Annotated in this window: 17 protein-coding genes; 9 read left to right on the forward strand and 8 right to left on the reverse strand. The window is 58.6% G+C overall.

What is annotated here, in order from left to right; genetic code table 11:
- The first annotated feature begins 20 nt into the window (after positions 1–20).
- Positions 21–938, forward strand: coding sequence for a transcriptional regulator MetR (metR, locus tag ACZ9IM_RS16365; protein ID WP_007898547.1), 918 nt, complete (start codon positions 21–23; stop codon positions 936–938).
- 209 nt (positions 939–1,147) lie between these two features.
- Here metR and ACZ9IM_RS16370 read toward each other — a convergent pair whose 3' ends face one another.
- The 4 genes from ACZ9IM_RS16370 to nosR all read right to left on the reverse strand — a co-directional run bounded on the left by ACZ9IM_RS16370 (position 1,148) and on the right by nosR (position 4,362).
- Positions 1,148–1,663, reverse strand: coding sequence for a GNAT family N-acetyltransferase (locus tag ACZ9IM_RS16370; protein ID WP_427622984.1), 516 nt, complete (start codon positions 1,661–1,663; stop codon positions 1,148–1,150).
- Between the two features lies 1 nt (position 1,664).
- Entirely contained in the window at positions 1,665–2,303 is a 639-nt protein-coding gene (locus ACZ9IM_RS16375; RefSeq protein WP_008072313.1) for a LysE family translocator, read from the reverse strand.
- A gap of 23 nt (positions 2,304–2,326) precedes the next feature.
- Positions 2,327–2,761 (reverse strand): NUDIX hydrolase, encoded by a 435-nt coding sequence (locus ACZ9IM_RS16380; RefSeq protein ID WP_476224472.1) that lies wholly within the window; start codon positions 2,759–2,761, stop codon positions 2,327–2,329.
- 242 nt (positions 2,762–3,003) lie between these two features.
- Positions 3,004–4,362, reverse strand: coding sequence for a response regulator c-di-GMP phosphodiesterase, NosR family (gene nosR, locus ACZ9IM_RS16385; protein WP_427622986.1), 1,359 nt, complete (start codon positions 4,360–4,362; stop codon positions 3,004–3,006).
- A 256-nt stretch (positions 4,363–4,618) separates the two neighbouring features.
- Here nosR and ACZ9IM_RS16390 point away from each other — a divergent pair, with 256 nt between their 5' ends.
- From ACZ9IM_RS16390 to ACZ9IM_RS16415, 6 genes are all read left to right on the forward strand, one after another.
- Positions 4,619–6,925, forward strand: a complete 2,307-nt coding sequence (locus ACZ9IM_RS16390) for an EAL domain-containing protein (protein WP_427622987.1) — start codon at positions 4,619–4,621, stop codon at positions 6,923–6,925.
- Positions 6,922–8,796, forward strand: a complete 1,875-nt coding sequence (locus ACZ9IM_RS16395; protein ID WP_427622988.1) for a putative bifunctional diguanylate cyclase/phosphodiesterase — start codon at positions 6,922–6,924, stop codon at positions 8,794–8,796. The genes ACZ9IM_RS16390 and ACZ9IM_RS16395 overlap by 4 nt, the downstream gene beginning before the upstream one ends.
- 46 nt (positions 8,797–8,842) lie before the next feature.
- The gene (locus ACZ9IM_RS16400) at positions 8,843–9,802 is read left to right on the forward strand and encodes a cytochrome-c peroxidase (protein WP_427622989.1); all 960 of its coding nucleotides are present in this window, start codon (positions 8,843–8,845) and stop codon (positions 9,800–9,802) included.
- Complete coding sequence (locus tag ACZ9IM_RS16405; protein WP_427622990.1) at positions 9,799–11,610, forward strand: DAHL domain-containing protein; 1,812 nt, start codon at positions 9,799–9,801, stop codon at positions 11,608–11,610. The genes ACZ9IM_RS16400 and ACZ9IM_RS16405 overlap by 4 nt, the downstream gene beginning before the upstream one ends.
- Complete coding sequence (locus ACZ9IM_RS16410; RefSeq protein ID WP_427622991.1) at positions 11,607–13,013, forward strand: ATP-binding protein; 1,407 nt, start codon at positions 11,607–11,609, stop codon at positions 13,011–13,013. The genes ACZ9IM_RS16405 and ACZ9IM_RS16410 overlap by 4 nt, the downstream gene beginning before the upstream one ends.
- Positions 13,014–13,440: 427 nt before the next feature.
- On the forward strand, positions 13,441–13,725 hold the full coding sequence (locus ACZ9IM_RS16415; RefSeq protein ID WP_007905780.1) for a putative quinol monooxygenase: 285 nt from the start codon (positions 13,441–13,443) through the stop codon (positions 13,723–13,725).
- On the opposite strand, the gene ACZ9IM_RS16420 is transcribed toward ACZ9IM_RS16415, so the two are convergent.
- From ACZ9IM_RS16420 to ACZ9IM_RS16430, 3 genes are read right to left on the reverse strand one after another with little or no spacing between them, the layout of a single operon-like run.
- A complete protein-coding gene (locus tag ACZ9IM_RS16420; RefSeq protein ID WP_476224521.1) occupies positions 13,673–15,244 on the reverse strand; it encodes a glycosyltransferase family 39 protein in 1,572 nt (523 codons plus the stop codon). The genes ACZ9IM_RS16415 and ACZ9IM_RS16420 overlap by 53 nt on opposite strands.
- Before the next feature lie 47 nt (positions 15,245–15,291).
- Positions 15,292–16,800 (reverse strand): glucosyltransferase domain-containing protein, encoded by a 1,509-nt coding sequence (locus ACZ9IM_RS16425; protein WP_476224473.1) that lies wholly within the window; start codon positions 16,798–16,800, stop codon positions 15,292–15,294.
- Position 16,801: 1 nt separating this feature from the next.
- Positions 16,802–17,743 carry a glycosyltransferase family 2 protein gene (locus ACZ9IM_RS16430; RefSeq protein ID WP_008072303.1) on the reverse strand — a complete coding sequence of 314 codons (942 nt, stop codon included), beginning with the start codon at positions 17,741–17,743 and terminating at the stop codon, positions 16,802–16,804.
- A gap of 221 nt (positions 17,744–17,964) precedes the next feature.
- Here ACZ9IM_RS16430 and ACZ9IM_RS16435 point away from each other — a divergent pair, with 221 nt between their 5' ends.
- Entirely contained in the window at positions 17,965–19,089 is a 1,125-nt protein-coding gene (locus ACZ9IM_RS16435) for an OpgC family protein (protein ID WP_427622993.1), read from the forward strand.
- A gap of 54 nt (positions 19,090–19,143) precedes the next feature.
- Here ACZ9IM_RS16435 and ACZ9IM_RS16440 read toward each other — a convergent pair whose 3' ends face one another.
- Entirely contained in the window at positions 19,144–20,565 is a 1,422-nt protein-coding gene (locus ACZ9IM_RS16440; RefSeq protein WP_123500624.1) for an amino acid permease, read from the reverse strand.
- 702 nt (positions 20,566–21,267) lie between these two features.
- Here ACZ9IM_RS16440 and ACZ9IM_RS16445 point away from each other — a divergent pair.
- Entirely contained in the window at positions 21,268–21,726 is a 459-nt protein-coding gene (locus tag ACZ9IM_RS16445) for an REP-associated tyrosine transposase (protein ID WP_427622994.1), read from the forward strand.
- Positions 21,727–21,794: the final 68 nt, after the last annotated feature.

The raw sequence follows: 21,794 nt of genomic DNA on the forward strand, positions 1-21,794 counted from the left end.
TTTTCCTCATGGAGCCCCCGGTGCTTGAAATCCGTCACCTGAAAACCCTGCACGCCTTGCGCGAAGCCGACAGCCTGGTGGATGCGGCCGACCGCCTGCACCTGACCCAGTCGGCACTGTCCCACCAGTTCAAGGAGCTGGAAGAGCGCATGGGCATGCCGTTGTTCGTGCGCAAGACCAAACCGGTGCGCTTCACCAGTGCCGGCTTGCGCCTGCTGCAACTGGCCGACGCCACTCTGCCGTTGCTGCGCGGCGCCGAGCGTGACATTGCGCGGCTGGCTGGCGGCACGGCGGGGCGTTTGCACATGGCGATCGAGTGCCACAGCTGCTTTCAGTGGCTGATGCCGACCATCGACCAGTTCCGCGACGCCTGGCCGGAAGTCGAGCTGGACCTGGCCTCGGGTTTCTCCTTCGCCCCGCTGCCGGCGCTGGCCCGAGGCGACCTGGACCTGGTGGTGACCTCCGATCCGCTGGAACTGGTCGGGATCACTTACGTGCCGTTGTTCACCTACGAAGCCATGCTCGCGGTGGCTAACCAGCATCGCCTGGCGAGCAAGCCGTACATCGTGCCCGAAGATCTGCTGACGGAAACCTTGATCACCTACCCGGTGGAGCGTGATCGGCTGGACATCTTCACCCGCTTCCTGGAACCGGCCGACATCGAACCGGCCCAGGTGCGCACCTCGGAACTGACGGTGATGATGATGCAACTGGTGGCCAGCGGTCGCGGCGTCTGCGGCATGCCTCATTGGGCGCTGCATGAATACAGTTCACGGGGCTATGTAAAGGCCAAGCGACTGGGTGAGAAAGGCTTGTTCGCAACGCTCTACGCCGGCATTCGCGCCGACATGCTGGATGCACCCTACATGCGCGACTTTTTGCTGACGGCCAAGGACACATCGTTTTCGACGCTGGATGGGGTTAGTGCCGTTCGCTAATGCTCTGTCAGCCGAAATGGTTGGAGCAACGAGCAGCGACAGGTCTTGGTGTTCAGTAGTACTCAAAATTGTGGCGAGGGAGCTTGCTCCCGTTCGGCTGCGAAGCAGTCGTAAAACCGGTGTACGCGGAGTGTCTGAAAACATGCGGTTGCGGGTTTTGGGGCCGCTTCGCAGCCCAGCGGGAGCAAGCTCCCTCGCCACAACAGCCCTTATGCCAAAGATTCAGCGGTGAGCTCACGCCACATGTGGATCTTGTCGAAGTAGTCTTCGCCCACCCGCACGGCCAGTGGCTCAAGCCCGAACTGCACGAAACCGCATCGCTGATACAGCTTGAAGGCGGCTTCGTTGCCTGCGGTAACGGTCAGCTGGATCAGCCTCAGGCCCTGATGGGTCTGTGCTTCAGCCAACGCTGCCTGAACCAGTTGATAGCCGAGCCCGCGCTGCCGAACGTCACCCGAAACGTACATGCCGAACAACGTCGCCTTGTGCCGGGCCTTCTCCCGCGGCTCGAAGGCCAACCCGACGATGCCCGCCAGCTCACCCTTCTCGAACGCCCCGAACACTACGTCCAGCTTGCCGGTCAGGCGCGATTCCCACCAACTCAACGGCATTACCGCGCGCTCGCGCACGCTGGACGTGAACGCCTGGGGATGCAAGTCATAGGCTTCAAGCATCAACGCCCGGTAATCCAGGGCATGGCTGGCATCAAGCCGTTGAATCCACATTTCAGGCCACTCGCCGCTGCTCGAGCATCAAGCGCACCGCCAGCCCGGACAGCACGAAGCCCATGAAGTAACGCTGCATCGCCAGCCAGTTCGGGTTGTTGACGAACCAGGAGGCGATGCCCGCGGCAAACAGCGCGATCAGCAGATTGACGCTGAAGCTCACGCTGATCTGGGTCAGGCCGAGGATGATGCTCTGGGTGAACACCGAACCGTGCTCAGGGGTAATGAACTGCGGAAACACCGACAGGTAAAACACCGCGATTTTCGGGTTCAGCGCGCTGGTGAGAAAGCCCATGGTGATCAGCTTGCGGGACGAGTCCGCTGGCAACTGCTGCGCCTCGAACGGCGAACGCGCACCGGGCTTGACCGCCTGCCAGGCCAGCCACAACAGGTACAACGCACCGGCCCACTTCAACACTTCATAGGCCATCGGCACTGCCACGAACACCGCGGTCAAACCCGCAGCGGCCGCGAACAGGTGCACTAAAAACCCCGCGACCACGCCGAGCAACGAAGTCACTCCGGCCTTGCGCCCCTGGCAAATTGAACGAGAGATCAGGTAGATCATGTTTGGCCCGGGCGTGAGTACCATCAGCAGCGCCGCCGCGGCGAAAATCAGCAAATCTTGAAGCGGGATCATGGGCATCCTCCGTCCTTGGACGATCAAGCGGTTTCGTTCAGTGAGGCTCGATAAAACGGCAATATCTGGTCCCGTGTCAATGGCGCCAGCATGACATCGCCGTCGGTGGCAGGATCGATCCAGCGCACTTCTTCGATTTCCGCCGCTGGGGAAACGTGTGAGTCGATGGTCAATTGAAAGAGTTCGGCGTGTACGACAAAACCCGGCTCATTGGCGGCCGGTGCCGAGAATTGCCCCAGGTAGGCGGCTTGCGCCGGATCGATGACCAGTCCCAGTTCCTCTTCCAGCTCCCGGGCGAGGGCATGGACCGGTTGCTCATGGGCCTCGATCTTGCCTCCCGGCTGCATGAACGCCTGGGTGCCGCGCTTGCGCACCAGCAGGGTGCGACCGTCGGGGCCGATCAGCAGGGCAGCGGCGATGCGGATGAGGCGGGGCGAAGCGGCGGATGGAAGCGTCATGGATCAGGATTGGCCTTGGGCAAAAGACGCAAGGATCACATGAGCACTGCTTCTGTGGCGAGGGGGCTTGCCCCCGTTTGAGTGCGTAGCACTCACAAAGATCTTTGGTGCATTGGAGATTTTGGGGCTGCTTCGCAGCCCAACGGGGGCAAGCCCCCTCGCCACAGACCCTCGCCACAGACCCTCACCACAGACCCTCACCACAGGGCTCCCACAGGGGATCAGTGTTGAGCCTTGAACACTTAGCTCGTCTCGAGAAGCGCGCCCTCCACTTCCTCCGGCACTTTCACAAAAATGCTGTACCTGGCACCTTCCATCGCCTCGAAAGCGATTAACTTCTCCACCAGCGGCCCATTCAACACCTTGCCGGCATTGAGCAGCAGCATGCCGTTGTCGGCGTTGAGATTGCGCGCCAGGATCATGCCCGCCGCCAGATCCCGGGTGGTCAGCACCTTGACCGTCGGATCGGCCAGCGTCACGTCGCTCAGATAAGTGGCGCAGACCTGAATGAAATCCTCCACCAGTTCCGGGTCGTAGAGGCGACCGGCGTACTGGCGGATGTACACCAGGGCTTCATCGCTGTTCATCTGCCGTTCGAGGATCAGCCCGCGCTGCAACTCGATGAAATCCACCGCCAGTTTCAGCAACCGCGAACCGAACGGAATCGCTTCGCCCTTGAGCCGATCCGGAAAACCGCTGCCGTCCCAACGCTCCTGGTGATGCAGGATCAGCCGAGCGGCATCCTTCATTGGGTCGAGCGTCATCAGCAACGACTCACTCTGCTTCGGGTAACCCCGATAGCGCTCGCGGTCATTGTGATGCAGCAGGTCCGAGGGCGTGCTCATCATGCTGTCGGTCCAGCTCAACTTTCCGATGTTGTAAAGCGCCGCGGCCATGGTCAGGTCACGACTGCTGCCTTCGTCCAGGCCATGCAGTTTGCAGTACACCCGCACCAGTTCGATGATCTGCCGGTTGGTCTGTTTGGCGGGCGGCAGGCGCAGGTTGGCCAGCAACGAAAACACCTCGGTGCCAGTGACATAGCTGCGCTTGAGCTCTTCGTAGGCCAGGTCCAGCATGTCGGCGGTCTGCTGCAGCTCGCTGGTGCGGGCCGCGACGTGTTTTTCCAGGGTGGCGTTGAGCAGCTTCAATTTCTCGTTCTGATCCCACGTCTCCTGCACCAGACGCAAGCGTTCACGCTCGGAATGCTGATAGGCAAGTGATTGTCGAAGGGTCAGCAGCATTTCCTCATCGTGCCAGGGTTTGCTGATGTAACGATGAATCTGCCCTTCATTGATGGCTTTGATAATGGCCGACGGATCGGCATAACCCGTCAGCATGATCCGGAGAGTGTCGGGGTAACGCTGATGGACATGAGCCAGCAGCGTGGCGCCGTCCATATTGGGCATGCGCGCGTCACTCATCACCAGATCGATCGGCTGCTGCGCCATGATCTCCAGCGCCTGGGCACCGCTGGTGGCCAGCAGTACCTCGTAGGGCTGACCGCGCAGCAGACGGCGCAGACTATTGAGAATCGACTCCTCATCGTCGACCAGCAGTAATTTGGGTTTATAGGTCTCAGTCGTGGGGAGTTGCTCTTCCATGGCATTACCTCAAGTGAAACGTGTGTCTTTATGTCGCGCGCGGGGCAAACGTCCTGGCGCCCCGAGCCTGACTTACAGGCTAGATGATTTTCAGCCCGACCCCGGAAATGATTCGTTTCAGTCAACCGGGCGAATTTCTGGCCGGGCGACTATGCTCAGATCACTCGGATCCAGAACGATACCCGCTTCATCCAGCGATCAGGGAAGGGATACCCTCTATGAACTCATTGCACCAACCTGCAGTCGGTACAGGCGCATGTCAGTGAATACGCTGCTTGCGCGTATTAATCGTCGGATTCTCATCGTCGATGACACGGCGTCGATCCATGAGGATTTTGCCAAGATTCTCAGCCCGCCATCGATCGAAGACGACAGCCTGATCAACGCCGAAAACGCCCTGTTCGGTACCCCGGCGTCGGTATCGTTGCAAAGTTTCGTCATCGATTCCGCGTTTCAGGGCCGCGAAGCGCTGGACAAGGTCGAGAGCGCACTGGCGAATGACTCGCCCTACGCGATGGCCTTTATCGACATGCGCATGCCGCCGGGCTGGGACGGTCTGGAAACCATCGAACGCTTGTGGCAAGTCGATCCCAAGCTGCAGGTGGCGCTCTGCACCGCGTATTCCGACTATTCCTGGGAAGACATCGCCGAGCGCCTGGAACTGGGCGATCGCCTGCTTATCCTGAAAAAACCCTTCGATGCCATCGAGATCCGTCAGATGGCCAGCGCATTGACCGCCAAGTGGCAAATGACCGAAGACGCGGCGCTGAAGATGTCCTTGCTGGAGCACGCGGTCGAAGAGCGCACCCGGGAATTGTCCGACGCCAACATCATCGTGCAGAACAGCCCGACCATTCTGTATCGGCTGCGGGGCGAACCGTCGTTCCCGTTGATGTACATCTCCCACAACATCACCAAATACGGCCACATCGCGGCGGCCCTGGTGGCGTCGGCCAATTGGGCGCAGGAGCTGATCCATCCTGACGATCAAGCAAAAGTCGATACGGCGATGGCCAGGGTACTGGACCGCCATGCGTCAGGGGCTTCCATCGAGTTTCGGATGCGCACCGGTGACGGGGACTGGCGCTGGGTCGAAAACCGCTATATCCCGGTGCGCGATGATGAAGGCCGCTTGCTGGAAGTCGAAGGCATCATCATCGACGTCACCGAACGCAAACTGGCCGAGGAAAAAATCGCCCTGTTGGCCCGCACCGACGGGCTGACCGGGCTGGCCAACCGCGCGACGCTGATCGAGCGGCTGCACCAGGCGTTCGCCGCCGCCCGGCGCGGGGCCACACCGTTCGCCATGTTCTATCTGGATCTGGATCACTTCAAACGCATCAACGACACCCTGGGCCACCCGGTAGGCGACCTGTTGCTGCAGGAGGTTGCCAGGCGCATCAAAAATTGCGTGCGCGAAAACGACGTGGTCGCCCGCCTGGGTGGCGACGAGTTCGCGATCCTGCAACTGGACGTCGGCGACCCGACCCAATCAGCAGCCCTGGCTGCCAAGGTCCGCGATGCACTGGTGCTGCCCTATTCCCTGGCCGGCAATGATGTGCGGGTCTCGGTCAGCATTGGCATCAGCAGCTACGTCCCGGCCAGTCTCAGCGCCGACAGCCTGTTGACCCAGGCCGACATGGCGCTGTATCGCTCCAAGGAAAAGGGCCGCAACCAGTACCACTTCCACTCCGAGGAGATCAATCAGGAAGTGGTCGAGCGCATGACCATCGCCAACGACCTGAAAAAGGCCATCGAACACGACGAGCTCGAACTGCGTTACTGGCCGGAAGTAGACCTGAGCAGTGGCAAGATCCTCGGCATGGAGGCGCAGGTCAGCTGGAACCACCCCATACGCGGTTTACTGGAAGCCCCTGCGTTTCTGCCCGCGGCGGAAAAGACCGGCATCATCATCGCTCTCGGTCACTGGGTGCTGGAGCGCGCCTGTCGGCAAATGCGCCAGTGGCGAGACGAAGGCATGGCGCCACCGGTGGTGGCGATAAAACTGTCCCTGGCCCAACTCAAGAGTGGCCCCGAGCTGATCTATGACGTGTTACGCACCACCGCGCGCTGGGAACTGTGCCCGTGGGACCTGCGTTTCGACGTCACCGAAGCGACCCTGGCCCAGACCAAGTGGACGCACAACGATATCCTGCCGCGCCTGCATGAACTGGGGGTGAAGATCGCCATCGATGACTTCGGCACCGAATACTCTTCGTTCGACTACCTCAAGACTTACCAAGTCAATCACCTGAAACTCGCTCAGGCGTTCATCGACACCGCCGCCCATGACGCGGCCAGTGCCACCACCCTGCGAGCAATCATCAATTTCGCCCGCGACGTCGGGATCGGCATCATCGCCGAAGGCGTCGAAACCCAGGAGCAACGCCGTTCGCTGATAGCCACCGGCTCACCGATGAACGCCCAGGGGCACTACTTCAGCCAAGCGGTCAGCAGCCAGCAGGCCGCCGAGCTGCTGAAGGCTGGGAGTATCGTGCACACCAACCCCGAAACCGGAGCGGTACCGGGTGCTCCATGGCGCACCACGGAGGGCAAGGAATGAAAACTCCGTTCGTCCAGGCTAACCGGCGCATCCTGATCATCGACGACACACCTTCGATCCATCAGGACTTTCGCAAGATTCTCGGCCCGGATACCGACGACGAACAAACCCTCGCCGGCACTGAAGCCGCGCTGTTCGGCAGCCCGCAGTCCGCACGGCTGGTGTTCCAGCTCGACTCCGCCTATCAGGGCGAGGAAGCACTCGAACTGGTCAAGCGTGCCCAGGCACAAGGTCGGCCTTACGCCATGGCGTTCACCGACATGCGCATGCCCCCGGGCTGGGACGGCCTGGAAACCATCGAACAGCTCTGGAAGGCTGATCCTCACCTGCAAATCGCGCTGTGCACGGCCTTCTCCGATTACACCTGGGAAGCCATGGCCGAGCGACTGGAGTTCGGCGATCAGTTGCTGGTGCTGAAAAAACCCTTCGACAGCCTGGAAATCCGCCAGATGGCCAGCGCCTTGACCTGGAAGTGGCAGATGGCGCAGGACGCGGCAATGAAAGTGCAAACACTGGAGCAAACCATCGAGGCCCGGGTCCATGAGCTGCTCAAGGTGTCGCACTTGTTGCAGTACGACGTATTGACCGAATTGCCCAACAGCACCTTGCTGGGCGACCGGCTGAACCAGTCACTGGCCCTGTCGCGACGCCATGACAAACAACTGGCGGTGATGTTTCTGGGGCTCGATCGCTTCAAGCGCATCAACAATGCCTTGGGTCACCCGACCGGTGACGAGATGCTCAAACGTGTCGGGCACAATCTGGTGGCCTGCGTGCGCGCATCCGACTCGGTGTTTCGTTACGGCTCCGATGAGTTTGTGGTGATCCTGGCTGACATCCATCACCCCCAACAGACCAAGGGCATCGCCGAAAAGCTCTTGAACGCCATACGCGCGCCTCAACACATTGCCGGCCACGACCTGAGCGTGACGGCCAGCCTGGGCATCAGCATCTACCCCGAGGACGGTTTCGATGCCATCGCGCTGATCAAAAAAGCCGAAACCGCCATGCGCAACGTCAAGGAAAGCGGCCCTAACGATTTCAGCTTTTTCATCGATGAGATGAACCAGCGCGCCCGGGAACAGCAGAGCATCGAGTCGGGTATTCGCCTGGCGCTGGAACGCAACGAATTTGTCCTGCACTACCAGCCCAAACTTGACCTGGGCAGCGGCAAGGTGGTCGGCGCCGAGGCATTGATCCGTTGGCAAAAGCCGGGGCAAGGCTGGGTTTACCCGACAGATTTCATCGGTGTGGCCGAGGACAGCGGCTTGATCGTACCGTTGAGCAAATGGGTGCTGGCCCAGGCCTGTCAACAAGCCTGCGCCTGGCAGGCGAAAGGTCTGCCGAAACTCTGCATGTCGGTGAACGTGTCGGCCATCGATTTCCGTCAGCGGGACTTTGTCAAAGGGATCGAACAGATACTCAAGCAAACCGGTATGGACCCCACCTTGCTGGAGCTGGAAATTACCGAAGGCGTATTGATGCAGAACGTCGATGCCACGATGCTCGCGCTGAATCGGCTCAAGGCATTGGGCGTACGGCTGGCTATCGATGACTTCGGCACCGGCTATTCGAGCCTGAGTTACCTGCAACGGTTTCCCATCGATGTGTTGAAAATCGACCAGTCATTCATTCGTGGCCTGAGCCGTGACAGCAATGACGCGGCCCTGGTCAGCGCCATCATCAGCCTGGGCAAGAGCCTCAAACTGACCGTCATTGCCGAAGGGGTGGAAACCCTCGAGCAATTGAATTTTCTCAAGGCCCTCCAATGCGAGGAAGGCCAGGGTTATTACTTCAGCAAAGCCGTGGAGCCGGAGGCCTTCGTGCAATACCTGATGTCCGTGCAGCCTGCTCCATCCACCACCAGATAAACGATGTGCAACGACACCCAGGCCTCCTGCGCCAAGGAATCATAAGATGTCGAGCCCCTTCTACTACCTGCTTCTTGCGCCTCTACTCGGATGCTGTCTGATAGCCAACGGCGCGCCGCTGGACGAACCGCTCAAACCCTTGCCCGCGGTGCCCCAGCAGAACCCCTTGCAAGTTGAACTCGGTCGCCGGTTGTTCAACGAGCCACGCCTGTCGGTCAACAACAGCCTGTCCTGCGCCAGTTGCCATCGTCTGGAAATCGGAGGTGCAGACGACAAAGCATTGTCTATCGGTTTCAAAGGCAATCCCCTGACGATCAACACCCCCAGCGTCTTCAACTCAAGCCTGAATTTCCGGCAATTCTGGAACGGCCGCGCCGACACCCTGGAAACACAGGCCCACGAAGTGGTGCAGAGCCCCAGCGAAATGGGCAGTCATTGGGAGCATGTCGTTCAGACACTGACCGCCGACCCGGCTTACAAAAGCGCTTTCGCCAAGGCCTACCCGGACGGCGTGACCATGAACAATGTGCAAAATGCCCTGGCCACCTATGAGCGCACGCTGATCAGCGCCAACTCGCGTTTCGACCAATACCTGCTGGGCAATACCGAGATTCTGACGACCGAGGAGAAATACGGTTACCAACGTTTCAAGGACTACGGCTGCATCGCCTGCCATCAGGGGGTCAATATCGGCGGCAACATGTTCCAGAAATTCGGGGTCATGGGCGATTACTTCCAGATTCGGGGCAACCCCACCGAAGCCGATCTGGGCCGCTATCTGGTCACCAAAGATGAAGAAGACCGCAACGTGTTCAAGGTTCCGAGCCTGCGCAACGTCGCCGTGACCGCACCGTACTTTCATGACGGCTCGGCCAAGACCCTCGAAGAAGCGGTAGACGTGATGTTCAAGTTCCAGCTCGGTCGCGTGCCCTCTGACAAGGACAAAACCTTGATCGTCAAATTCCTCAAGACCCTGACCGGTGAGTGGGGAGGCAAATCTTTATGAAAACGTACCACCGTCGCAACCTCTTGTTGCTCAGTGGCGTGGCCGTGTTGCTGGCCTCGACACTGCTGTTTCTGTACCTCAAATCAAGCTCCGACCAGACCTCGACGTACGCCGAATCCCGGGACCTGATTGGCCGGATCAAACAGTTCAACGCGCAGTGGGAAACCGAGATTCTCAAGGCCAGGATTGCCATCAGTCACAACTACGACCCGCTGGTTGCACCACTGACCGAGATGACACACCTGTGGGAGCGGTTCGAGACCATGGAATCCAGTCATGGTCGCAATGACTCGCCGATCTGGCGTGCCAGCCATGAGGCTTACCACGCAGCCATTCAGGAAAAAACCCGATTGGTGGAGCAGTTCAAATCGCACAACGCTGTGCTGCGTAACTCACTGGCGTTTTTGCCCACCGCCGAAGATGATATCCAGGAACCGCTTACCCAACTGGTCGACGAAGACAAACTGCAACTACAGAACATCGCCACCGACACCTACGACTTGCTGCTCAGCAGCCTGGAGTTCGCCCAGGTCACCTCCGACGACAAAGCGGCCGATATCCTGGTCGGGCTGAACAAACTGCAGGTGAACAAGGAACGATTACCGGAGCAGTTTCATAGCCCGATCGATGTCTTGAGCAGTCACATTGCGCTGATCCTGCGGGAACAACCCGTGGTCAATCGGCTGCTGGAAAATATCGAAGCCGTTCCCGTGGCCGCACGGCTGGACGACATGACTGCGCTGCTGAACAAGGATCAGCAGCAAACCGATGCAGCCAACCGGCGCTACCACCTCTACATGTTGGTATTTTCGACGCTGCTGGTGATGGTGCTGGTGTACCTGGCCATTCGCCTAATGCGCAGCTTCGGGGAGACCCATCGGGTCAACAAGGAACTGCAAACTGCCAACGACGTACTCGAACAACGGGTCGAAGAACGCACCCGCGAACTCAAGGATACCCAGAGTGAACTGCTCGACACCGCGCGCCAGGCCGGCATGGCTGAAATCGCCACCAACGTGCTGCACAACGTCGGCAACGTGCTCAACAGCGTGAACATCTCGGCCGATCTGGTCACCCGCAAGCTGCGTAACAGCAAGACCCAGGGACTGGGCAAGGCGATGCTGCTGATCAACGCGCATCAAGACGACTTGGGCGCCTTCCTGACCCAGGACGAGAAAGGAAAACTGCTGCCCGGTTACCTGAACCAACTGGTGGATGCCATTGCCCTTGAGCAACAAGGCATGGCCGACGAACTCGGGCAACTGAGCAAAAGCGTCGATCACATCAAGGACATCGTCGCCACCCAGCAATCCTACGCGGGTGCCAACAGCCTGATGGAGCCGTTGCACATCAACGAACTGCTGGAAGATGCCCTGCGGATGAACGCTGGCGCCCTGACCCGGCATCACGTCACGGTGGTCAAGGAGTACGGCGACGTACCGCAAGTGATGGGCGACAAACACCGGTTGTTGCTGATCCTGATCAACCTGATCAGCAACGCCAAATACGCCATGACTGACCTCAGCAATCGCCCGCGACAAATGACCCTTGGGGTGAAAGTCGTCGAAGACACGATCCTGCAAATCAGCGTCAAGGATGACGGCGAAGGCATCGCGCCGGAGAACATGACGCGGATCTTTGCCCATGGTTTTACCACCCGCAAGGAAGGTCACGGCTTCGGCCTGCACAGCTGTGCCCTGGCCGCAATCGAGATGAACGGCCATCTCACCGCCCACAGCGACGGACCGGGCAAAGGTGCACTGTTCACTTTGCAGATCCCGTTGAAACCCGTCATGGAGGAAGCATGAGCGATCTTTCAAACCGACGCATTTTGCTGATCGACGACACACCGTCCATCCATGAAGATTTTCGCAAGATCCTCACCCCGACATCAGCGCAGCATGCAGAGCTGGACGAAATGGAGGCCGCGCTGTTCGGCAGCGAAGCGAAATCCACCAACCTGCTGTTCGAGCTGGATTCGGCCTATGGCGGTCAGGAGGGGCTGGGCAAACTCATCCAGGCATTACAGGAAAACCGCCCCTATGCGCTGGCCTTCGTCGACATGCGCATGCCCGAGGGTTGGGACGGCGCGCAGACCATCGAACACCTGTGGCAGGAAGACCCGCAGCTGCAAGTGGTGGTGTGTACTGCCTATTCCGACTATTCGTGGGATGAACTGCTGGAACGCTTGCACGCCCATGATCGCCTGCTGATTCTGAAAAAGCCGTTCGACAACATTGAAGTCCAGCAGATGGCCAACACCCTGCTCACCAAATGGGAAATGACCGAACGGGCGTCTATTCAGATGATCCATCTGGAGCATCTGGTGGATCAGCGCACGGACCAGTTCAAGCAGGCCAGCGAGGCGTTGCAGCGGGAAATCGACGAGCGCAAACAGCTTGAATCCCAATTGGTGCAGTCGGAAAAGCTCGCCTCGCTGGGGCAACTGGCGGCGGGCGTCGCCCATGAAATCAATAACCCCATCGGCTTCATTTCCTCCAACCTCGGCGCCCTCGATGGCTACTTCAAGCAACTGCAGGAAATGCTTGATGCCTATCGGGAGGCGGAAAACGCCATTGGCTCAAGCGAGGTCATCGAGCAACTCAGTCAGTTGCGTGAACGGGTGGAACTGGACTTTCTGCGTGAAGACATTCCCCTGCTGATCAAGGAATCCAAGGATGGCATCGGCCGGGTCGGGCGAATCGTCAAAGACCTGAAGGACTTCTCCCGCGTCGACTCCAATCAGGAATGGCAGTGGGCCAATCTGCAACAGGGCATCGAGTCGACCTTGAACATCGTCGCCAATGAACTCAAGTACAAGGCCGATGTGGTGAAGGAGTTTCAACAGCTGCCCGATATCGAATGCCTGCCGTCGCAAATCAATCAGGTGATCATGAACCTGATTGTCAACGCGTCTCAGGCAATGGGGCCGAAACGGGGCACCATCACGCTACGCACCGGGCTTGAAGGTGAAACGGTATCGATCGAGGTCGCGGACACGGGCATAGGTATCGAGCCGGACAACCTGCAGAAAATATTCGACCCGTTCTACACCACCAAACCGGTGGGCCAGGGGACAGGGCTCGGGTTGTCCCTGTCCTATGGCATCGTGAAAAAACACCAGGGCGATATTTCGGTACGCAGCGAAGTCGGGGTGGGCAGCACCTTTCGGGTCGAGTTGCCGGTGCGCCAATCGAAAGCGGCTGTCTGACCAGCCGAACAAGGGATCAAATCTCAATCCGGGCTGTTTTCGTTTTTTCTCCAGGCGCAGAATGCCTGACGCCCTGCTCTAACACAGGAGATCTTGTGGCGAGGGGGCTTGCCCCCGTTCGGCTGCGAAGCAGCCGTAAAACCTGCAAATGAGATCTGTCAGGAAGAATGCAGTGAATCGTTTGGGACTGCTGCGCAGTCCAACGGGGGCAAGCCCCCTCGCCACAGAGCCTGTATGCCACTGCCTGCCATTACCGAGTCCGAACCCAAGAAAACCGTTTGAGCCTGTCCCTCCTGAGTCGCTCGCCCTTTTCCAAGTGACCCGCCGTAAGGGCGGCCCCCTAAGTGGCTATTACCGCAAAAACGGATATGTACACCCTCAAAATCCGGGAAGATGTGTAGATACCCATGCACCAAGGAAGAACACCATGCTGAAAGTAATCGCTCAAGATTTCATCAAACCCGAATACATTGAAACCGTTCGCCCGTGGTACGCCGAACTGGTCGAGAAGACTCGACTGGAACCTGATTGCATTGCTTACGATCTGTTCATCGATCAAAAAGACCCGGGGCACTTTATCTTCGTCGAACAATGGCCGAATAAGGCGGCGCTGGATGCTCATTGCCAGTCTGAGCATTTTCGGCGTCTGGTGCCGCAGATCAATGGTTACCAGGCGAAGGATTGTATTGTTGTGCTGATGGATGCGTTCTGACGTCAACCTCAAGGGGGGTTGCCGCTTCCCCTCGGATAAACAAACGGGCTTCGCTATCCCCTTCCTTTAGCATCAGCACCTGCTTCCAGTGTTTGGGAAACAAGGCGTCGTGTTCAGGACGAGCGTCGCCCGTGACCCACCAGATCCGCTTGGCATTCAGTTGCAAGGTTGAAAAATCGTCGAAGAGAATCGAATGCAGGTGACGGGGGATGAGTGCCCAACCACCGTATTCGGCGGTTCCCCAAAGGGTGCCTGTCGGTGGTTTGAAAGCGTATAACCTCGGCTGAATACCGGTCGAGTTGTAGTACGTAAACGGCAAATACCAATACAGGTTATCCACAACGATCTCGTCACCCGGACGTACTTCGCGGCCAAGCCCTGCGACCACGGCGTCCAGTCTTGCGTCCTTGCGAATGCTCGTCCCGTTCATCTCATCGGTTTGTGCATAGACCGCCGAAAGCCCGTGTACTTCTGCCAATAAAACCAACGCCATGGCGACAGCGGCAAGAACGGCATGGCGTTGGCTGAATGCGTCCAACGCGAGCGCAACGATAAGGGGCAACGCGGCGACAGCGAACACCAGGTATCTGGCATTGAAAACCGGCACGATCAGCGACACCAGAAAAACGGTCAGCACCGGCACAAAGAAATAGCCCACCAGCAAGACGCTGAAAGGTCGCTCATCGCGTGCCTTGAGCAGCACCGCAGCGGCGCAAACAACGATCAACACCGAGGGCAACACCCGCCATAAGGATGAATAACTGACCGCTCCCTCCATCATCACCAATTGCCAAACGAAGGTCAGCGCTGTTTGCCAAGTGAGCGGCGGTATCCACTCGAGCCCGTCCATTCGCAGCAACTGATCGATGAAATGAGGAGTCCACGGCAGGTACAGCACAACGATTGCGCTGTTGGCCACGACCCACGCACGAATCGGTATTGCCCTGGGCCGACCGCCCTCTCGCACTCGCCACCAACAAAGCCAATGCACCAGAACGGACAGTGCGGCGAAGTAGTGCGTGTAGAAAGCAGCCGACATCAGCAGCACGTAAAAAACCGGATAACGTTTTTGATCCGGTGCCTTGACCCAGCACACCAGCGCCACGGTCGCGCCCATCAGCCAAAAGCCGAGCAAGGTGTACATTCGCACTTCCTGGCTATAACGCACCGACATCGGCAGCAACGCCAACAACACGGCGGCTATCCAGGTCGCCTTTCGCGTCGTCACCTGACTCATTAATTTAATGCACAGCAACAGCGTGCCGACATCCGCCAGCGCACTCAGGGATCGCGCAGCCAACACGCCGTTGCCGAACAGCAACATCCACAAATGCAGCAAAACATAGTAAAGCGGCGGATGAACATCCCGTGCCGTCGTAGCCCAGATATACGCAGGCGAGCCTTCGGCCAGCAAGATGCTGTAGGCCTCGTCGTACCAGATGACCGGCACGGTGATGGAATGAAACCTTGCGAACAACGCGAGGACGATCACCGCCACCAGACCTGCCCTGTCGGCCATCCGGGATGGAAAGCTTTCGGGAGGGATCGAAGAGGTAATCACCAGGCTCACCACTGAAGCGTGGTGATCGGGGTTGGCTCCTTCATGACGATGAAACCGTAATCACCCAGCAGATAGATGCGGTAAAACTTGCTCTCCACCAGCGGCGGATAAGCCTGGTAACCCATCAGGGTCGCATTACGCCGCTCCCTCTCCGCGACCACATTGGTGATGCCCGCCTTCGGCAGGTTTTCAGCCAGCATGAAGAAGTTGATGTTCAGCAGATAATGCAAGACCGGCATCTGCTTGAACGACCCCGCGGCCCCCACCAGCCAGTGATCGGAATAACTCACCGCCAGATAAATACGCTTGGCCTCGTGCAGTTGCCGATGGGCCGCAATGTCATGCCCCAGGGAAAACAACGCGCTGGACGCAAAGGTGTTCTGCACTGTCAGCACGCGGCCATAGGCGTAAGACAACGAAAGCATGGCCAACAGAGGCACCGCCAACAGCAGCGGCAGCCGCTCATGGATGGGCGCCAGCGCCAGATGGCTTAAATAGAACACCAGCACCAGCAACACCGCAAAACCCATCAAGGTTCTGGCGCCTTCATTGAAGTCGCGGAAAAACAGCGCAGCACCCGACACCAGTAAAGTCACGACCGATACCGTCAGCACGCACGCCAGGCCCATCACGATTTTTCTCAGCCCGGTGTCGTGGCGTTCCATCACGTTCCGGGCCAGCCGCACGCTGCCCGCCAGTGCACACAACAGCAGCGCAGCGAACACCCAAGTGAATCCACCGTGAAACAGCAGCGTGACTTTTTCCAGCACCCGGCCGATGTTGATTTCAACTTGCAGCAAAGGCTCTGCTGCCCAGTTCAGCAGCAAGGCGCGATCCTGGTTCATGTACGGATAAGCCGTGACGCTATAGATCAACCCGCCGAGCCCTGCCTGGGCGATTTTCCAGCCGATCAGTTCGGACCACTGCCGCCACGCCCATTTGTCATTCACGCCCCTGAGCAGTTCCAGGCAACACAGGCCCAGAAACACATTCAGGCTCACCTGATAGAGCCCCAGCGCCAGCGCAATCAGGAAGGCCGGCACCAGCCATTGCAGAATGCGCGAGGGATGACGAAAAGTGATCGCGTAGATCACTGCCACCAGACTCAAGGCATTGGCCGGCCCGTCGTATTGATAAGACAGGTTCTGCAGGAAGAACGGGTTGTACCAGAGCGGCAACAGCACCAGGCAGCAGGATATTGTCGGCCGTGGGTAGTAATGGAATGTCAGGCTGGTCAACGCAAAAGCCATGACCAGCGTGGCGATCAACAGCGGCAATGGAAAGATGTTCGGTGCGCCATCGCTGAACGTCAGCAGGTTGTAGAACAGCTCGGTGAACAACCGCCCCTGTCCCGCCCAGGCTGTGCCGGCCGACAGCGAGCGCCAGTTGTCATCGATGTAGGGATAGTCCGCCAGGACCAGCGGAATGACATAAACCAGCGTCGCGATAAAAAAAAACAGCCAGACCCGACGACGCCCGAGCTCTTTGCTGAAAAAGTCGCTCAGCCTGCCCATGCTAAAGCCCGGTCCGGTCTTTGCCGCCAATGACGTCTTTGACCACATAACGGGGTCGATGCTTGGCTTCGATATAGATGCGGCCGACATACTCGCCGAGGATGCCGATACCGATCAATTGGACGCCGCCGAGAAACAGAATGGCCGTCATCAGCGAGGGGTAACCGGGGACATTGTTGCCGAAGAAAATCTTGTCCAGCACCATGTACACCGCGTACAGCACCGCGAAGATCGAAATGCCGCCACCGATGTAAGTCCACAATCGCAACGGCACCGTGCTGAACGAGGTAATGCCTTCCAGCGCCAGGTTCCACAGTTTCCAGCCATTGAACTTGCTGCGTCCTGCCACTCGCCGGGCCCGCTCGTACTCCACCACCGCGGTGGTGAATCCGGCCCAGGACAGAACGCCCTTCATGAACAACTGATGCTCGGGAAGCGCACGAATCACATTGACCACCTTGCGGTCCATGAGCCGGAAATCCCCGACGTTTTCTTCGATCCGGGTGTAGGAAATCCTGTTCAACAAATGATAGAAGAGCGATGCGCTGTGGCGTTTCAAATAACTGTCACTGTCACGATTGCGGCGTTTGGCGAGCACCACATCGGCCCCCTTCTGCCACTCGGTAATCAACTGCGGGATGACGCTGATCGGATCCTGCAGGTCCACGTCCATGGGGATCACTGCATCGCCGGTGGCGTATTCCAGGCCGGCAAACAACGCCGGTTCCTTGCCGAAGTTGCGCGAAAAGTTGATCAGCAATACCTGTTCATCGACCTGTGCCAGCGCCTTGGCCTGCTCAGCCGTCCGGTCGGTACTGCCGTCGTTGATGAACACGATCTCGACCTCACACGGGTCAAGTTTCAATTCGCGACGCACCGCCTGATGGAACAGACTGATCGCCTGCTCTTCATTGAATACCGGAACAATCAGCGAAACTTTCACGTTTCACACTCCTGAAAATCGAAGTGTAGATGTTCGGCAGACCGCCATCAGGGGGCGTTCTGGTGCGCGAACTGCCCGGCAGACCGACGGACACGCCATCCCGATCGTTCGCTATAGCCCCCTGAGACATTCGGTAATATCCAGCCTTTTGCAATTGGCGGCGAATCACGCCACCCTGCGCGCCGCTCGCTCCTACTCAACCCGTTCAAGAGCCCGCCATCATGACGTTTGAACGCGATCACCGAATCGACTTTTTTCGCGGCCTGGCCTTGATCTTCATCTTCTGGGATCACGTGCCACAGAACCCGCTCGCGCAGTTCACGGTGCGTAATTTCGGGTTCAGCGATGCGGCAGAGATTTTCGTGTTCCTGGCCGGGTACGCGGCCGTGCTGGCCTACGGCAAAATCGCCCGGCGCGACGGTTTCATGGTCGCCACGGTAAAAATCCTGCGACGCGCCTGGGTGCTGTATGTGGTGCATATCTTTTTGCTGGCGCTGCTGATGGGTATCGTGTTTTTCGCCAACAGCCACGTGGAAACCCGTGACCTGGTGCAGGAGATGGGCTTGCAGTACTTCCTCAGCAATCCGCAGCAGGCATTGATGGATGAGCTGTTGCTGCGTTTCAAGCCGAACCTGATGGACCCGCTGCCGCTGTATATTTTTTTGCTGCTCGGCCTGCCGTTGGTGCTGCCGATGCTGCTGCGCAAGCCTGAATACGTGGTGGGGTTGTCGGTGGTGGTGTATCTGCTGGCGCCATGGCTTCAATGGAACCTGGCGGGCACCGACGGTGGCGTGTGGTTTTTCAATCCGATGGCCTGGCAACTGTTGTTTATTCTCGGTGGCGCCACGGCGATTCACGGGCAAAGGCCTCGGGCGCCGCAACCTCGACCGCTGACTCGGCAGCCGGTTTTTATCGCAGCGCTGACCTATTTGCTGCTGACCGGGCTGATCGCGGTGTCGTGGAAGTGGCCGACCGTGCATGACGTCTTCATGCCCCAGACACTCGGCGAATGGCTCTATCCGATCAGCAAGACCAACCTCTCGCCGGCACGCCTGCTGCATTTCCTCGCCCTCGCCTACGTCACCGCCAGGTTGTTGCCCGACAATGGCTGGACGCAACATTGGCTGGCGCAACAAAGCTGTCGCATGGGTCGTTATTCGTTGGAAGTGTTTTGTTTTGGCGTGTTGCTGGCGCCATTGGCGGACATGCTCAACGCCTTGGGCGCGAATGCACTGGCGATGCAGGTATTCAGCGCGATGCTGGGGGTCGGGTTGATGGTGCTGCTGGGGGCCTGGCTGGATTTCAACAAGCGGTTGAATCGCTCGATGGTGGTGTCGGTAGCTTAAGATCAAAAGCCCCGGTCATCTAAACCGGGGCTTTTGCATTTCTGGCGTTACGACTTACGAAGCCGAACGCACCGCACCTTGCGACACATTGGTCGGTTGCAGCTTGAACATGTAGAACAACACCGTCAGCAGTACCAGGAAAGCAGGCCCGACATACAGCGCCACGCGAGTGTCCGGGAAGTACGCCATCAGGCCGACCACCAGCACCAGAAATGCCAGCGCCAGGTAAGAACTGACCGGGTACAGCCACATGCGGTATTTCAGGCCGGCACGTTCGCTGGCGCTCAGGCCTTGGCGGAACTTGAGCTGGGCCAGCAGGATCATCACCCAGGTCCAGATCGCGCCGAAGGTGGCAATCGCGGTGACCCAGACGAAGACTTTCTCCGGCACCAGATAGTTAAGCAACACGCCCAGCAGCAAGGCACCGATCGACAGCAGCAGCGCGCGACGCGGCACGCCGTTGTTCGAGGTCTTGGCGAAACCGGCCGGGGCCTGGCCGTTCTGCGCCAGGCTGTAGAGCATGCGCCCGGTGCTGAAGATGCCGCCGTTGCAGGACGACAGCGCTGCGGTGATCACCACAAAGTTGATGATGCCGGCGGCGGTCTTGATACCCAGGCGCTCGAAGGTCATCACAAACGGACTGCCCTGGGTGCCGATTTCGTTCCACGGGTAGATCGACAGGATCACGAACAAGGCGCCGACGTAGAACAGCAGAATCCGCCAGAACACCGAGCCGATCGCATTGGGAATGGTCTTCTGCGGGTTCTTGGCTTCACCGGCGGTCAGGCCGATCATCTCGACGCCGAGGTAGGCGAACATCACCATTTGCAGAGACATCAACACGCCTTGCACGCCGTTGGGCATGAAGCCGCCGTGAGCCCAGAGATTGGAAATCCCTAGCGCCACACCGTCGTTGCCGAAACCGAATGCGATCACGCCGATGCCGCCGACCACCATCGCAATGATGGTGACGATCTTGATCAGGGCGAACCAGAACTCGAACTCACCGAAGGCTTTCACCGCGATCAGGTTGATCGAGCCCATGCTGATCAACGCCGCCAGTGCCCAGATCCAGCGCGGCACGTCGGGAAACCAGACGCCCATGTACACCGCCACCGCGGTGATTTCCGCGACACAGGTTACCAGCCACAGGAACCAGTAGTTCCAGCCGGTCAGAAAACCTGCCAGCGGGCCGAGATAGTCTTGAGCGTAACGGCTGAACGAACCGGCGACCGGGTTGTGCACTGCCATCTCGCCGAGGGCACGCATAATGACCAGGATCGCCAGACCGCCGATGATGTAAGAGAGCATGATGGCCGGGCCGGCCATTTCGATGGCCTTGGCCGAACCCAGGAACAGGCCGACGCCGATACAGGCACCGAGCGCCATCAAGCGAATATGCCGTTCGCCGAGTTCGCGTTTAAGCGGACCGCCCTGAGCGGTCTCGCCGTGAGGCAGATGATTGCCAACTGGCATAGGGGTACCTCGTCTTGTTATTGGATATGACCACCGAGTGTCGAAGCACCGACCGATAAGCCAGTGCCTGTTGAAACCGGGCCTGCTTCATGGGCAGACACGTCTTGCAGGACCAAAACCTGCAAGATCAGCGGGCATGCAGTATAAAAAGCTTCCAGCAGGGTTTTTCACTCTATAAACCACAACATTCAGCCATAACTCTCGGCAAAAGCGGGGTTTTCGGAGGGGCATTACCTGACTTATGTAGGATTATTCGCCACTGAAACGGCGCCGAGTATTGCACAGCAATGGTGCATCGTCATGCCCCTATCCAGGCAGCATTTAGCTCTTTGATGCGTCTAGCTCGGCTATTACAGACGACACAGCCCCTGTGGCAAGGGGCTGTTGTGGCGAGGGGGCTTGCCCCCGTTGGACTGCGCAGCAGTCCCAAAAACAAGCAGCACTAATTTGTATCAGACATACCGCGTGCAAAGGGTTTGCGACTGCTGCGCAGCCGAACGGGGGCAAGCCCCCTCGCCACAACAGCCCCTCGCCACAGCAAACCGCCTCGCCACAACAGCTCTCTGGGAATAGCTGCGCCCGCACCGCAGTTAATCCTTCGCAAAAATCGGAATATTCACTCAATAACTACGGCCCCGATCCAGGAAATCGGGAACTAGCCTGAGAACGTCAAGTTGACTACTTATGCAAGGAAGCAATGGATTGCCTAATCAACCAAACTCTCATCGCCTGCGCTTTGGCAGAGCCTCCGAAAATGGCCGCGCTTACCTCATCACCGCAGTTATTCACGAACGCCAACCTATATTCTCTGACTGGCAATTGGGACGTCTGCTGGTCGCAGAACTGCGCCGAGTTCACGACGCGGGGTTAGTGGATTCAATCGCTTGGGTAGTGATGCCCGATCATTTCCATTGGCTAATGCAGCTGCGGGACAACAATCTGGGCAGTGTTGTCGGCTCTACCAAGTCACGCTGCACCCAGGCGGTGAACAAAATGACCGGTCGGAGTGGTCCGCTGTGGCAAACCGGCTATCACGATCGAGCAATCCGCGATGGCGAAGAACTCCTGCCGTTCGCTCGTTACATTGTTGCCAATCCGTTGCGCGCTGGGTTGGTGGAAAAAATTGGCGATTACCCGCTCTGGGATGCCTGCTGGCTATAACGCTGAACAGCACATCTGTGAGGGAATTCTGTGGCAAGGGGGCTGTTGTGGCGAGGGGGCTTGCTGTG

The organism is Pseudomonas sp. TE12508, assembly GCF_056279485.1.